The sequence below is a fragment of the Thiomicrorhabdus immobilis genome, from assembly GCF_021654855.1.
Lineage (GTDB): Bacteria > Pseudomonadota > Gammaproteobacteria > Thiomicrospirales > Thiomicrospiraceae > Thiomicrorhabdus > Thiomicrorhabdus immobilis.
In genome coordinates this window covers 1,632,201-1,646,872 of sequence record NZ_AP024202.1, presented here as the reverse complement: position 1 = coordinate 1,646,872, position 14,672 = coordinate 1,632,201, and the positions used below count along the sequence as shown (strand labels likewise).

At 41.6% G+C, this 14,672-nt stretch carries 13 protein-coding genes; 4 read left to right on the top strand and 9 right to left on the bottom strand.

Annotated elements, in window-relative coordinates:
- The first annotated feature begins 290 nt into the window (after positions 1-290).
- Positions 291-635, top strand: a complete 345-nt coding sequence (locus L6421_RS07500) for a hypothetical protein (RefSeq protein WP_237261007.1) — start codon at positions 291-293, stop codon at positions 633-635.
- Positions 636-822: 187 nt separating this feature from the next.
- Here the strand turns inward: L6421_RS07500 and L6421_RS07495 are convergent, their stop codons facing one another.
- The gene (locus L6421_RS07495; protein ID WP_237261005.1) at positions 823-1,662 is read right to left on the bottom strand and encodes an MYG1 family protein; all 840 of its coding nucleotides are present in this window, start codon (positions 1,660-1,662) and stop codon (positions 823-825) included.
- A gap of 246 nt (positions 1,663-1,908) precedes the next feature.
- Here L6421_RS07495 and L6421_RS07490 point away from each other — a divergent pair, with 246 nt between their 5' ends.
- On the top strand, positions 1,909-2,484 hold the full coding sequence (locus L6421_RS07490; RefSeq protein ID WP_237261003.1) for a hypothetical protein: 576 nt from the start codon (positions 1,909-1,911) through the stop codon (positions 2,482-2,484).
- Between the two features lie 200 nt (positions 2,485-2,684).
- Positions 2,685-5,615 carry an EAL domain-containing protein gene (locus L6421_RS07485; RefSeq protein ID WP_237261001.1) on the top strand — a complete coding sequence of 977 codons (2,931 nt, stop codon included), beginning with the start codon at positions 2,685-2,687 and terminating at the stop codon, positions 5,613-5,615.
- Positions 5,616-5,683: 68 nt separating this feature from the next.
- Here the strand turns inward: L6421_RS07485 and L6421_RS07480 are convergent, their stop codons facing one another.
- Positions 5,684-7,009, bottom strand: a complete 1,326-nt coding sequence (locus tag L6421_RS07480) for a 6-phosphofructokinase (protein WP_237261000.1) — start codon at positions 7,007-7,009, stop codon at positions 5,684-5,686.
- A 77-nt stretch (positions 7,010-7,086) separates the two neighbouring features.
- Positions 7,087-8,277, bottom strand: a complete 1,191-nt coding sequence (locus tag L6421_RS07475; RefSeq protein ID WP_237260998.1) for a ribonuclease D — start codon at positions 8,275-8,277, stop codon at positions 7,087-7,089.
- Between the two features lie 47 nt (positions 8,278-8,324).
- On the opposite strand from L6421_RS07475, the gene mpl reads away from it, so the two are divergent.
- Positions 8,325-9,704 carry a UDP-N-acetylmuramate:L-alanyl-gamma-D-glutamyl-meso-diaminopimelate ligase gene (gene mpl / locus L6421_RS07470; protein WP_237260996.1) on the top strand — a complete coding sequence of 460 codons (1,380 nt, stop codon included), beginning with the start codon at positions 8,325-8,327 and terminating at the stop codon, positions 9,702-9,704.
- 109 nt (positions 9,705-9,813) lie between these two features.
- Here mpl and L6421_RS07465 read toward each other — a convergent pair whose 3' ends face one another.
- The 6 genes from L6421_RS07465 to L6421_RS07440 all read right to left on the bottom strand — a co-directional run bounded on the left by L6421_RS07465 (position 9,814) and on the right by L6421_RS07440 (position 14,615).
- The gene (locus L6421_RS07465; RefSeq protein ID WP_237260994.1) at positions 9,814-10,353 is read right to left on the bottom strand and encodes an elongation factor P hydroxylase; all 540 of its coding nucleotides are present in this window, start codon (positions 10,351-10,353) and stop codon (positions 9,814-9,816) included.
- A gap of 111 nt (positions 10,354-10,464) precedes the next feature.
- Entirely contained in the window at positions 10,465-11,745 is a 1,281-nt protein-coding gene (gene hemL / locus L6421_RS07460; RefSeq protein WP_237260992.1) for a glutamate-1-semialdehyde 2,1-aminomutase, read from the bottom strand.
- 128 nt (positions 11,746-11,873) lie between these two features.
- Positions 11,874-12,515, bottom strand: a complete 642-nt coding sequence (gene thiE / locus L6421_RS07455) for a thiamine phosphate synthase (protein WP_237260990.1) — start codon at positions 12,513-12,515, stop codon at positions 11,874-11,876.
- A gap of 99 nt (positions 12,516-12,614) precedes the next feature.
- Complete coding sequence (locus tag L6421_RS07450; protein WP_237260989.1) at positions 12,615-13,118, bottom strand: peroxiredoxin family protein; 504 nt, start codon at positions 13,116-13,118, stop codon at positions 12,615-12,617.
- A 110-nt stretch (positions 13,119-13,228) separates the two neighbouring features.
- Positions 13,229-13,894, bottom strand: coding sequence for a ribose-5-phosphate isomerase RpiA (rpiA, locus tag L6421_RS07445; protein WP_237260987.1), 666 nt, complete (start codon positions 13,892-13,894; stop codon positions 13,229-13,231).
- Between the two features lie 223 nt (positions 13,895-14,117).
- Positions 14,118-14,615: a hypothetical protein gene (locus L6421_RS07440; RefSeq protein WP_237260986.1), complete on the bottom strand. Its 498-nt coding sequence runs from the start codon at positions 14,613-14,615 to the stop codon at positions 14,118-14,120.
- Positions 14,616-14,672: the final 57 nt, after the last annotated feature.

The window sequence follows — 14,672 nt, the reverse complement described above, 5'->3', positions numbered from 1 at the left end:
TAAAATTTAACGTTCAGATATCAGGTTTTAATTTTCCAAAATAAACACCCGTTACCTTTAGTTTAGGTAAACGGGTGTTTTTTTATGGTAAACCTGAAAAATCATAGCTTCAAGTTAAGAAAATTGATCGTTAATCTTGATTAAGGTGAAAATATAAATTATCTATTTTTATTTTTTTCTATATTTTTCAATGCTATATTGGATAATGTGCTTTATTTGTTAGATTGGTTTTGTACTTGGTGATAGACCTGAAATTCTTAACTATAAATCAATAAGATTGAGGGCAAACTATGCGTTATTTCAGAAATAATAAAAATAGAAAAGTGTTTGCTATTCCAGCCCAGCAAGAGTTTTTGATACACATTGATTGGATTGAAATTTCTCAAATGGAATATGAGAGTTTGAGTGATGGGGCTACCTTTGAGAAGGTTGATGATAGGAAAGTCTATGAATTGACCCCTGAAAGAATAAATCAAATCAATGATCGGCTACTGGAGATCGATATAGAGTCAATTAGACCTTTAAGGGCTATCACTTGCAATTCAGGCGGTTTATTGGATCATCAAAAACTGAACGCTTTAAATGATGAACGAAAGGCTTTGTTGATTGAACTTCAAAATAAAAACCAACGTTAAGCATTCTGTGCTGACCAATATACATGAGATGCCTGTTTTATTTTATGTAAAGCCGGAAAATGGACTTGAGTGATTTAAAAAAGACTGGAATTAACGATAAGTTGGTTAGCTCAAAAAGAGTTTATATGTAAACTCTTTTTGTCTCTTTTTATCTTTGTGGTCACTGTGTTGGGTATAAGATTGTTGTTTAGTTACTTTTTGCTAAGAACAATGCGCTTTCTAAACTTAAGGTAACGGCCATAAAGCCAGACTTGTGACAGAATATGGTATCGGTTAATCCCGAAACTTCATTCAGCTCGTTATCCCTTAACCCTCTAAAACGTTCTGGTAAATGGTTTTGTTGGCTATTGCAAAATACACCGTATTGTTCTTCACTTCTTGGATAAACAACACGAGTGATTTCTGGGTGTGAACGGATAAAGTCCTTAAAAGGCAGGTTTTTATCGAGCAGCAATATTCCGTTTTCTACGGTTTTTGCATACTCTTCCAGTTCAACGACCACTTCGGCTTCTTTGATCGCCGCGATAATGAAATTCTCTAAAATACCGCTGGTAAACTCAAGCGCTTTATTAAAAGCAATCTCCTGCTTTTCAGGTTCATCAGAGCTTTCATTCATCATGGCAATCAGCAGCGAAACAGAAGGGCGAGGGTCTTCTTGAAAAAGCCCGTTATCAACGGCGTCTATATCCTTAATGAGTTTGTCATCAACCCATTTGGTGGCAAATGCAATTTCGTAGTCACTTTTCAAACCTTTAGATTCAAAAATGCGTTTTGCATAGTGTCGCCATATTAACCCAGCCGTGGCAAATGGAGTCCCATCTTCACGAGCTTCGGTAAAGCTGTTTTGGTGATGGTCGAAGCGTAATGTGTTTGGATCATATTCTGCACCAACATCCAAGACAATCTTGGCCTGCTTGATGACTTCGTCATCACGACTACGAACTATTTCATGTTCCTCAACCATTTGTACCATTGAGATAGCGAATACCTCGTCTGCATGAAAACGACCAGAATGAGTAACCAACATGTATTTTTCCTTTAGGATTGGGTTTTATAACAATGTGCTATGTTATCTAAAAATACGGTTGGCTGGGTGTTTTATGTCATTTTTGTGAAGAGCTAAGCCAAATAATCTCTGTTTTGTGGTGGTTGGTCACAAAACTGTCATTTTGTTGTTATCTAAATTTTAAATTACAAAATTAGAATAGCCACATCAAGTTTGGCTGTTGGTGGTTGAACAGAAAATTTAACACTTTAATTTTTAGGATTTTATATGCGTTTATTACCTTTATTTGCTGCGACGGTTGTAGCTTCTTCTTTTGCGTTGACAGCGTGTAATTCTACAGAAACTAAAACTGCAGACGTAAAGCCTGCTGAAATGTCTGCACCTGCGGCTACAGAACAAGCTTCTGCAATTACCCTTTTTGAATCACATGATGAAGGTCGTATTAACCAATTTTACGATTACAAAACATTTGCCTCTTATAAAGAGGTAGGAGAAACCGCTTTCCGTTTAACACGTATAGGTGCTGGACCTAACGGTGAAACTGTGGTGTTTGGTTTACCAAAAGCGGATAAGAAGAAAGGTGAAAACACGCCAGCAGCAATGCTTTGGGATGGTAAGAGTGAAGTAGCTAAATTCTATGGTGAAATGTATAAAAACAACAGAATTTATGTATTCAATGATAAAGCCGATATGGACTTCGTACGTAAAGTCGGTGAACCTGTTTATATGTTTACTGAAATCGGTGCTGGTCCAAAAGGTGAAACGGTTGTCTATGTCTTGAATAAAAAGAACAAGAAGCATAAACCTGCTGAATTAATGGCTGAATTTAAAGGTATGCACTAATACCTAGTTTACATAGAGTCAAAACAAGCCCGCATTTAAGCGGGTTTTTTTGTGCCTTAAAAAAGAGGAGAAATTAACCAGGCCTGGTTAATCCAGGCATAGATATTTTTAAGACACGGTCTTTATTGAAAGGCTATAATCGATTTTCCGTGCAAAAAAGTATGATGTTTGCGAGTATATTTAAATTTAAGGTTTGTTGAATGAGTTTGTTTGTTGAGGAAGTAGATTTAGAAACAATTCAAAAGGTGTTAAGTCTTTTTCCTAATCCAGTCACTTTGAATAGGCGCAGAGTAGATGAAAACGGGGAAGAGTACGATGAGATTCTTTATGTAAATCCCGAGTTTACTCAAAGCATTGGATATAACCAGCAAGATATTCCAACGGATCGTGATTGGTTTACGATTGCGTATCCAGATAAATCCTACCAACATTTTATTTTCCAAGAGTGGTTTGCTGAACTGAAGCAGGCAAGACGGGATAACCAAACTTTACTCGGTATTCCGGCAAGAGTTACCTGTAAAGACGGCTCGGAAAAATGGTTTCAAATCACATCGCATATAGAAAGCAATATTGCAGATAACTGTCACTTAGTTGTTTTTGTTGAAATCGATACACCTGAAGAGCTGGTTTTAGAGTTGCAGGCGAAATCTGAATTGCTTATTCAGAAAAATGAAAGACTAAAAAGTAGTGAACTTGCTTTAAGAGAGACCCAAAAAAATGCGCAGATTGGTAGTTGGGAGGTAGATTTAATCGATGGTTCATTAAGTTGGTCAGAGGAGATGTTTACGATTTATGGTGAAGATCCAAAATCCTTTCAACCTTCTATGGATGACTTCTATTCGCGTTTAGGCCGGGATGATGTAAAGCACATACAAAAAGAGATGCAATTACTTCTTACAACTGGTGAACCTAGACAGACGATTGTTAATGTCACCAAAAGTGATAATAGCTATCTCACCCTGCAGATATTCGGTAAAGCCATATTCGATGAGCACGGCACCCCAATTAAGCTGTTTGGGTCAACCATTGATATCACCCGTAAAACCCAACTTCAGAAAGAAAATGATGAACTCGCTCGGTTGATTAGAGTCGCTCAGCAAGAACTTTATATCGTTGATTATGAAACCGATCAATATCTCTATGTGAATGATAGTGCCAGCAGTAATACCGGCTATTCTGTTGAAGAGTTATTAAGCTTTTCAGTTTACGACCTCAATCCATTTTTGACCCCTGAAAATGTACAAGGTTTAAAAACTGCAGGCAAAAACCTTGACAAGATGAAGAATGTTTCTGTGCATCGTCGCAAGGATGGTTCCTATTATCCTGTGCATGGGACATTGCAAAGAATTAATTACCGTAATAGGCCTTGTTATGCTGTTTTTGACGCCGATATTTCAGATTTGAAAGATGCGGAACAGGCTTTGCAAAACCAATTCAATCTATTACAAAATATTGTTAACAATGTCCCCGTCAGAATTTTCTGGAAAGACATTGATGGAAGGTATTTAGGCGCGAATAAATTATTTCTGGAAGATGCGCAGCTAGCCTCTTTAGATGAATTGATTGGTAAAACGGACAAAGAGATGCCTTGGGCGGCAACAGACGGTGACGCCTACCGTATCGATGATTTGGCGGTTATGACGAGTCGAACTCCTAAACTTCATTTTGAAGAAGAGCAAACCAATGAAGAGGGTGAAACTATTGTGCTTTCTACTTCTAAAGTACCTTTAGAAAATGCGCATGGTGAAGTGATTGGTATTTTAGGAACCTACGAAGATATTTCTGAAAGGCGTAGGATTGAAAACACCCTTGTAGAGCAACAAAATATCTTACATTACCAAGCGCACCATGACAGTTTAACTAACTTACCGAATAGATTGTTGCTTCAAGACAGGTTAAAGCACGCCATTTTTCAGGCTAATCGAAATGACAACCAGTTTGCTTTATTGTTTATCGACTTAGATCACTTCAAGCAGATTAATGACTCCATGGGGCATGAGGTTGGCGATTTGGTGTTGAAAGAAGTCGCGAGCAGATTACAAAATAGCATTCGCAAATCAGATACGCTTGCTCGATTAGGTGGGGACGAATTCACCATCGTCATGGAGGATATCGAGCATGTTCGTGATATTTCACTTCTTGCTCAAAAGATTATCAATATTACAAAAGAAGCGTTTCTTATTAATAATGATACTTTTTATCTTTCGAGCAGTGTTGGAATTAGCATCTATCCAAGTGATGCGGAAAATGCCGAATCATTATTAAAATATGCGGATGCGGCGATGTACCGCGCCAAGGATAATGGCCGGGATAATTTTCAATTTTATACAGAGGATATGACACAGGTTGCATTTGAACATGTGGCCATGCAAGCCAGTTTAAGGCAAGCCATTCTGAATAATGAATTTGAAGTGTATTATCAGCCGCAGATTAATGCTTTGGAAAATAAAATCATAGGCATGGAGGCTTTGGTAAGGTGGAAGCATCCATCCTTAGGGATTGTAACCCCCGATAAATTTATTCCTATAGCCGAAGAAACCGGCATGATTGTTGATTTAGATCGTTTGGTGATGAAAAGTGCGATGAAACAATGGTCGATTTGGTATTCTCAAGGCCTTAACCCCGGTGTTTTATCGATTAACTTAGCGGTGAAACAGGTTCAAAAAGCGGATTTTATCGATTTTCTACAAAATTGTATCCTACATACTCAATGTCGTGCAGAGTGGTTAACTCTGGAGTTGACTGAAAGTGATATCATGAAAAACCTTGAAGCGATGAAACAGGTTTTGGTTCAAGTTAAATCTTTAGGTATTGGTATTGCCATAGACGATTTTGGAACCGGATATTCCTCTTTAGCCTATTTAAAACGTTTACCCGTCAGTAAATTGAAAATTGACCGTTCGTTCATTAAAGACCTACCAGAAGATGATGAAGACAGCACGATTGCCCGTATCATTATCATGATGGCGAAAAACCTGGGGATTGATGTGCTTGCCGAGGGGGTTGAAACTTCTGAACAAAGAGACTTCTTATTAGAAAGTGGTTGTGCACATATTCAAGGTTTCTTCTATTCCCGTCCTATGCCAAATGAGGAGACTTTAAAATATATCCAACAATGGAATCAGGATTAGCGGTATTCAAAAGGTGGTTTGTATTCAAGTTAGGCAACGGATTGGAAATAGATTCCCTTCAGTTAGCTTTATTTGAGCGCCTTAAAAGCCGGTAACTGTTTATCAACAAGGGTAAACGCAATAGGAGCAATATCCGGTAAACCTTTCTTAAAAGGTGCGCCATGTTCACCTTGAATTAAGGGGCGTAAGTAGTCTAATGCCGCTTGAGTGATATCCATGCCATCTTCTGTTAAAAAGTGGTCAGGTACGGTATTTTCTAAATCCGCTACCGCATTTAATTCCACCGTTTTAAATCGATATTCAAATGGCTCAGTAGAGGTTAATTCAATTATTGGTAACACGCCGTGCTCACCTCTAAAAGCCGCATTAACGGCCTCTTTACCGGCATCATAAGCCATCTGCCAATCGGTCTGAGATACCATGTGGCTGGCTGAGCGTTGGCAATAGTCCGGTATCGCGTAATGGGTTTTACTGTTCAAATGTTTGCCCACCAAATGCGCCAAAGTTGCCCCAACGCCACCCAACTGAACATAGTCACGCTCATGGGTGTGTTCTATGTTGGCGATGGAAATATAGTCGCCATTCTCCTTAACGAGTCCCTCGGAAACCGCGCAAACACAGTAGCCTTGTGTGGCGATAAAATGATCAACTTTATCAAAAAAAGCTTGTTCATTAAAAGGGCGTTCTGCCGGTAGGATAATAATTGGAGCATCTGGAATAACGTCTTTGATTAGCCCTGTAGCAAGGGTTAACCAACCGGTATTTCGGCCCATAGCCTCCAACACAAAAAACTTGGTAGAGGTTTCATGCATTGCGATGATATCTAAAGTAGCATTCAAAAAACTGGTAGCCAGATATTTTGCCGCACTGCCAAAGCCAGGACTACAGTGCGATAAAGCCAAGTCGTTATCGATGGTTTTCGCAACCCCCACACAGGTTACCGGGTGACCATGACGGCAACAGTAGTCTGCCACTTTCTGTGCGGTAACCATAGAACCATTGCCGCCATTGTAAAGAAAGTAACCGATTTCATAGGTCTTAAACACCTCTAATACACGGCGATATTGTTCCGGGTTGTGTTCCAAAGGGTCCAAGTCAAAACGACAAGCCTTGAACGCGGCTCCCGGTTGATATTTCAACTTTGCTAAGGTTGCTGTTGATATGTCGGTTAAATCAACCAACTCTTCTTCAAGTACCCCTTTAATACCATTGATTGCAGCATAGGTTTTACCGAATTTTTCTGGGTGTTGCTGTATGGTTTCGATGACCGCCGCCGCACTCACGTTGATGACCGCCGTTACACCACCCGCTTGAGCATAGAGAACATTTTTAGCTTGTTGGGCTGGCTGAGTATCTGTGACCGATGGAGAATGTTCAGAAAGTGTTACGTTCACGGCTATTCCTTGAGATTTTAATCATCTATTATGAAAAAAATGGGCTGGTAGTGGGTTAATTTTTTAAGTCGATTGTTTTACGTTTTATTGGCCAAAACAACATGGTTCTGTTCAATTTTGAGTTGGCTGTTTCCCTGTAAAAGTGCTTCAAGATTCTTGCCGAACAGGGCTTGTCGCCAGCCGACTAGTATGTTTGTTTGCGGTTGGCGAATCATTTGAAGCAATTGGGTTTTGTTAATTAAATGACTTGCCGTCATGTTATATTCTAAGGCGACTTGATGGATAAAAGCATTGGCAAAGTGGAGTAACACCTCCTCCTGTGCGGTTTCTTTAGCTATGCTTTTCTGGGGAACGGGTAGCTCTGCTGCGGGCAAGGCAAAAACTTGGTCAATTAAGGCAATCCATTGTTCCCCAAATCCCTTGACCGATGAAGCTTTGATATTGGGTACCTTATACAGTGCCTGCACGGTTTGTGGTGGACGTTTTGCAATGCAGACAAGTACCTCGTCACTCATCACCCATTTTTTGGGGCGATTATGCTCAATTGCATATTGTTCACGCCATTGTGCCAAGGCATTGATAATCGCAATCCCTTTACCTTTTAGGCCTTTAGTGCCTTTGACCTTTTCCCCAGCTTTACCAGGATTTGGTTTATAGAGGTTTTCATCCAATAAAGCATCGGAGTCTTGCTTTACCGCCTGCAATTGGCTCTCTGTAAGTTCTTGTTGGTATTTTTCATACAAAGGCGCTAAAAAGCGTACATCATCTAGCGCATATTCAATTTGTTTAGCCGTTAAAGGGCGGTGGTGCCAATTGGTGCGAGTCTGGCTTTTATCCAATTTGGTATTCAATTCGTTTTCGATAACACGCGCAAAACCGGCAATGTCGCCATGTTTTCTAAAAATAGAAGCGATTTGAGTGTCAAATATCGCCGCGGGCATTATGCCTTCCAACTGATATAACACTTCGATGTCTTGGCGTGCAGAATGAAACACCTTAACCACTTGCTTACTGCTTAACAGTTCCACCAGGGCATGTAACGGTCTCTCATCTTGTGCATTAGCTTTTATGGCAATTGGGTCAATAATCGCGGTATTGCCTAAACAATCTTGAATTTGCACCAAGCTCAATTCTGGAAAATAAGTGTCCACACGTACAAATTCTGTATCAATCGCAATCCATCCAATGGCGGAATTTGCTAGAATCTGTTGGCAGTAATCATTTAGTTGTGATTCGGTTAGAATCGATAGATAGGTTTGTTCACTCATAGGCGTAGAGTTTAAGAGTAAGCGACAGTCAGAGCAAGGATAATTCAGTGAAACCACAAAAAATTCATATCTTAGGCATTGCCGGAACCTTTATGGGCGGTATCGCTCAAATAGCCAAAGCGATGGGGCATGAGGTAACCGGTTCGGATAAAGCGATTTATCCTCCTATGAGTACCCAGCTTGAACAAGCTGGAATTGGGGTTTTGGAAGATGATGCTGTCGAATTTTTAAAACACGAGCCGGATGATGTCGTGATCGGTAATGCCAAAAGCCGTGGCCATGTTGCGGTGGAAGCCACCCTGAATGCACAACAGTCTTATACCTCGGGGCCACAATGGTTGGCGGAGCATATCTTAAAAGACCGTTGGGTGGTCGCTGTAGCCGGTACACATGGTAAAACCTCTACCGCATCGATGGTGGCGTGGATTCTGGAGTATGCCAAACTCAATCCGGGCTTTTTGATTGGTGGTGTTCCGGAGAATTTCGGGGTGTCCGCTCGTTTGGGCGATCCCCCTTTTTTTGTGGTCGAAGCGGATGAGTACGACACCGCGTTTTTTGATAAGCGCTCTAAATTTGTGCATTATCATCCTAGAACTTGCGTGTTGAACAACCTGGAATTTGACCATGCCGATATTTTTGATTCCGTCAAAGACATCCAAAAGCAATTCCATCACTTGGTGCGCACCGTACCAGGCAATGGTCTGATTGTGATGCCAACCGATGAGTCCAATTTGGATGAGGTGATTCAGCAAGGTTGTTGGACACCGATTGAAAAACAAGGTTCTAACGGTCAGTGGAGTTATAGACTTTACGAACAAGATGGCTCCGAGTTCGAGGTGATGTATCAGGGCAGTTGTTTAGGGCGTGTTAAGTGGCCATTAACCGGCTTGCACAATGTCCGTAACGCTTTAAGTGCGGTAGCTGCTGCCGTGCATTGTGGTGTGCTGGCTCGTATTGCCGTTGAGGGGTTGTCTGAGTTTAAAGGCATTCGCCGTAGAATGACTTTGATTGGTGAAGTGGATGGCATCAAAATTTATGATGATTTCGCCCATCACCCAACCGCAATCGATACCACCTTGAAAGGGGCTAAAAACCAATTACTCAAATCGACCAGGCCTGGTGACTCTGGAAGACTGATTGCCGTATTTGAACCGCGTTCCAATACCATGCGTATGGGAATCCACAAGGCGACTTTGCCTCAGGCTTTCAATCAAGCCGATGAAGTTTATGCGTTTATTGATGATGCCTGGAACTGGCAACTGCCTGTTGACGAGTTTAGCCAGCCGATTCATGTCCAAAATAGCTATGAAGCGCTGTTGGAACAGTTGGTGGCACAACTTCAACCTGGTGATACCGTGGTAATGATGAGTAATGGCAGTTTTGGCGGATTACATCAAAAGCTGTTTGCCGCTTTAAAAGATAGGTAGGGACTATATCTTGGGGTGGGCTCTGTTAGAACTAGCCATTCTACTCGTTGTCGTCGTATGGGTTGTGTGGATGGTCAAGCCGCCCAAAAAATAGACTTTCAAAATAAGACTACCAGGTGGTTTGTAAACAGAACTCTTCAATCTTTAGGGGATTGTCTGCTCGATAATGCCCAATTAAAACATCTGACCACATCTGTGCTCTAGTGGGCAAACCATGTGTTAAAAAGTTTTGTACTTGTTGATGCACGGCTTGTTTAAAACTCTCAGAGGCACCACAGTTACCACTTAAGTTGTCGGCACTGAAATGAAAGGTAAAACCAGCTGATTGAGAGAATATCCATTCAAAAGCTTGTGGCTTGACCTCGACCTTTTCAAACTCAGCCTGGCGTTCTGCTGAACGGCCGTCTGGCTCGTACCAGTAACCAAAATCTTCTAATAAACGTCGTTGTTCACCTGCAACACACCAGTGTGAAATCTCATGCAATGCGCTGGCAAAAAAACCGTGGGCAAAGATGATTCTATGGTGAGGGTGTTGATTGTCCGCAGGGCGATATATAGGCTCTTCTTCGCAGCAAACCAGTTCGGTATTGAAAGAGTCAATAAAGGTTTGATTGAAGAGTTTAACCAATGTTTCTGGGGAGTGCTTCATGTTTACGAGTAGTGTGTTTTCAAAGACAGCAGGCCTGGTCGATATTGAAACCTACCATACCCCGCAAGGGGATATGAAGGCCTGATGGTTTTATGAAAAATTGGGCAGTTCTTAAAGTGTTGGCATCACTCTACGAGCCGCAGCGATGGTGTTTTCAATGTCTTCATCGGTGTGTTGTGAAGAGACAAAGCCCGCTTCAAAAGCGGAAGGTGCTAGGTAAACCCCTTCATTCAACATGCCGTGGTAGAATTTTCTGAAACGATCCATATCCCCTTTAGCAACTTGCGCAAAACGACGGATGTTTTTCTCTTCAGTGAAGAAGAAACCGAACATTCCACCGACTTGGTTTGTTGTGAAAGGAATATTGAATTCGTCTGCCGCTGCTTGTAAACCGCTTAACAGTTTTTCAGCTTTAGCCGTTAGGTTTTCAAAGAAACCAGGCGCTTGAATCAATTGCAGTGTTTTTAAACCAGCGGCCATCGCCAGTGGGTTACCGGATAAAGTTCCCGCTTGGTAAACAGGACCTAAAGGAGCGATGTACTCCATAATGGCACGTTTACCACCAAAAGCACCAACTGGCATTCCACCGCCGATAACCTTGCCGTAAGTGGTCAGGTCTGGCTGAACATTGTAAACACCTTGTGCACCTTGAAGACCAACGCGGAAACCACACATCACTTCATCAAAAATCAGTACCGCACCTGACTCATCACAGACTTCTCGAAGCGTTTCTAAAAAACCTTCTTCTGGTGGGATGCAGTTCATATTACCTGCAACCGGCTCTACAATAATGCAGGCGATTTGGTCACCGATTTCGGCAAAGACTTTGCGTACTTCGTCAGAGTCGTTGTGGGTTAAGGTTAAGGTCTGTTCGGCTAATGCGGCTGGAACGCCTGGTGAAGACGGTACACCTAAAGTCAATGCACCAGACCCCGCTTTAACCAATAAAGAGTCCGAGTGGCCATGGTAGCAACCTTCAAACTTAACGATCTTGTCGCGTCCAGTGTAACCTCGGGCTAAACGGATGGCGGTCATGGTCGCTTCCGTTCCCGAACTCACCATACGAACCATATCCATAGATGGAATCAGGTCACACACTAAATCCGCCATGGTGGTTTCGATTTCAGTCGGTGCACCAAAACTCAGGCCTTTTTCGGCTTGCTGTTGAACCACTTTAACCACTTCGGGGTGAGCGTGCCCTAGAATAGCTGGCCCCCAAGAACCCACGTAATCGATATATTGTCTATCGTCTGCATCGGTTAGATAGGCACCTTTAGCGGCTTTAAAGAAAACAGGGTCTCCACCGACACCTTTAAACGCTCTAACAGGTGAATTTACACCACCTGGGATGTGTTTTTGGGCAGCTTCAAATAAAACATGTGAATTACTCATGGAGATTCCTTTTTAAGTTCGAATAAATCGCTAAACAGTGCTAAAAATTTAGATGGCGTATTATAGCGTTATTTTCAGGTAAAGATAAGCACTTGCTAGGCTTAGGGTAAATTCTATTGGCAAATCTATTAGCAAAATAGGTCTTGAATTTGTTGGCTTTGCGATTGAATGTTCTCTGACGCAAAAACCCCTTGAATCACCGCAACGGAATCGGCTCCGGCGTCAATCAATGACTGGGCGTTGTGTGCGGTAATTCCGCCAATGGCGACAATCGGAATAGTTAAGGATGTTTTGGCTTTTTGTAAGGTTGCCAAATCCGCTTGCGGGGCATCGGGCTTGGTTTTCGATGGAAAAAAACGGCCAAATGCCACATAGCTAGCACCAAGCGCTTGCATTTGTGAAGCTCGTTCTAAATCGTTGTAGCATGAGACGCCAATGATGGCTTTATCCCCCAATTGTTTGCGGGCTTGAATAATATCTTGATCGTCTTTGCCAATATGGACACCATCGGCTGCGATTTGTTTTGCAAGCTGTATATCGTCATTGATAATGAACCAGGCCTGGTAGCTTTGACAAAGTTGTTTTAATTGTTTCGCTAGATTCAGTTTGGTGTTTTGATTGCTGACTTTATCTCTAAATTGAACGATTTTGGCCCCACCTTTTAAACTCAACCTGACTTTTTCGATGAGGTTGCTTTCATCCATAAGATTAGTGTCGGTAATAACGTAAAGCCCCGATATTTTAGAGGGATTGGTGAGTGAGGAGTCCATATGAAAAGCGCTTTTTATTAATGAGTTTTGAGTATCAATGAAAAACGCCATGAATTGTTGATTTCATGGCGTTTAAAACGAGAGTGGGGCGTGTTGCAATTAGAGTTGAGGGCTCATTTGCTTAATGCGTTCACTGACCATGTCAAATTTGACTTCACCCACTTGTTGATAAACGATTTTGCCGTTAGGGGCAATTAAGAAGCTGGTTGGCGTAAGCAATACATCACCAAAGGCTTTTGCCAATTTACCGTCAGTATCCATAACAAAAGTAAACGGATAAGGATTGGCTTTGATGAATTTCTCTACTTGGGCAACCGGGTCGTAATCCATTGAAATGGCGACCAATTCAAATCGATCTCCCAGTGTTTGTTTCATTTTGGCTAAATCAGGCATCTCTTTAATGCAACCAGGGCAAGAGGTTGCCCAGAAATTAACCAAAACAGGTTTTAACGGTTTATTGAGATTGATGCTTTGCCCTTGAGTGCCGGTAACCGTCACCTCTGGTGCTTGCCCTAAACCATCAGAAAATACGGTTAGATAAAGCAGGGTAGACAGTAAACCTACGACAAACAGACCAAAAATTTTACTACCAATGTTTTCCATGATGAGTCTCAAATAGTTCTGTGATAATCAATAAAAAAGGGTCATGAATGACTATGACCCTTTTTTGATTTTTTGACAAACTCTTGTATGAGAGTGTCATGATTTCTTAATTATTCAGCGGTAATGGTCTCAACACCATTGGCTGTACCACATAAGAAAATATCTGCTTTTCGAGCTGCAAACAGGCCGTTGGTGACCACACCCACAATACTGTTTAATTCGTTTTCCATAGCGACAGGGTCAACAATTTCTAAACCATGGATGTCTAAAATGACATTGCCATTATCGGTTGTAAAACCGTCACGTAGAACGGGCTCACCACCAAAACGTTTTACGATTTCACGGGCGACATAGCTGCGTGCCATTGGAATGACTTCAACAGGTAAAGGGAATTTACCTAATACATCCACTTTTTTGCTGTCATCGGCAATACAAATGAATTTATCTGCTACGGCTAAGACGATTTTTTCACGAGTCAGCGCACCGCCACCACCTTTTACTAGGTGAAGGCCAGGATCGGCTTCATCAGCACCATCGATGTAAACAGACATTTGGGCAACGCTGTTTAAGTCGAATACTGGAATACCATGACCTTTCAAACGTTCTGCAGTCGCTTCAGAACTAGCAACGGCACCTTCGATAGTTCCTTTGATTTTGGCTAACTCATCGATAAAGAAGTTGGCTGTTGAGCCTGTTCCAACACCAATGATAGTATCAGGAACAACATATTCAATTGCGGCTTGAGCAACTTTTTGTTTTAGTTCATCTTGTGTCATGAGTCGACCTCTTCTATTTATTTTTTTATACGGAATTTTTTTCTAACAGTCAATTTTAATCAATTGCGGCCAGATTGTATAGGAGATATTACGAATTGAACTTGATTCTTGCTAAGTTGAATTGTGTGGCAATTGGACTTAGTAACGAGTTAAAGAAAGGGAGTATCTCTATACGGAATTGAAATAACCAGGCCTGGTAGGTTGCCTGGTCATTTATTCGAGCTTATTTCTTTAAGGTAGGTGATTCCTGAACTTTAGGAGCTTCATGAACCAGCTTTGGCGGCATGGAGCCTTCCTTACGTTCATAAGCATCTACCACAATACCCGATTGCGTCACGTAATACATGTCAGGATAAACATGTACCGTTTTGAACGTTAACGGACGAATCTGTCTAGACTGTTCAGCTAAAGGCTTACCTTTAGACATATACATGCCACACATGGTCATACTGGTTGCTACTTCGTGTAGCGGTATGTGTTTGTGGTCGGCTTCACTTAACTGAGATCGTAAATCCAACTCTTTGCGGTAAGCTTCACGATCCGCTTCCGATTCTAAAGTTGAATACTCAATACAAAGCTGCAGGGTTCCATTTTTGGAAAGCGCCCCTTCACGATCGATGATACGTGATGCAGCTTCGGTTTGCGCTTGAACCGAGGTTACAGTCAAAGCAGAGAGCATTAGCCCGATTGCAATAGATGCATTTTTCATATTCTTTTTCATATAACTCTTCTATCTTTAAATTTATGCGCCACATTATACAGAGCGCTAAGGGTTAAA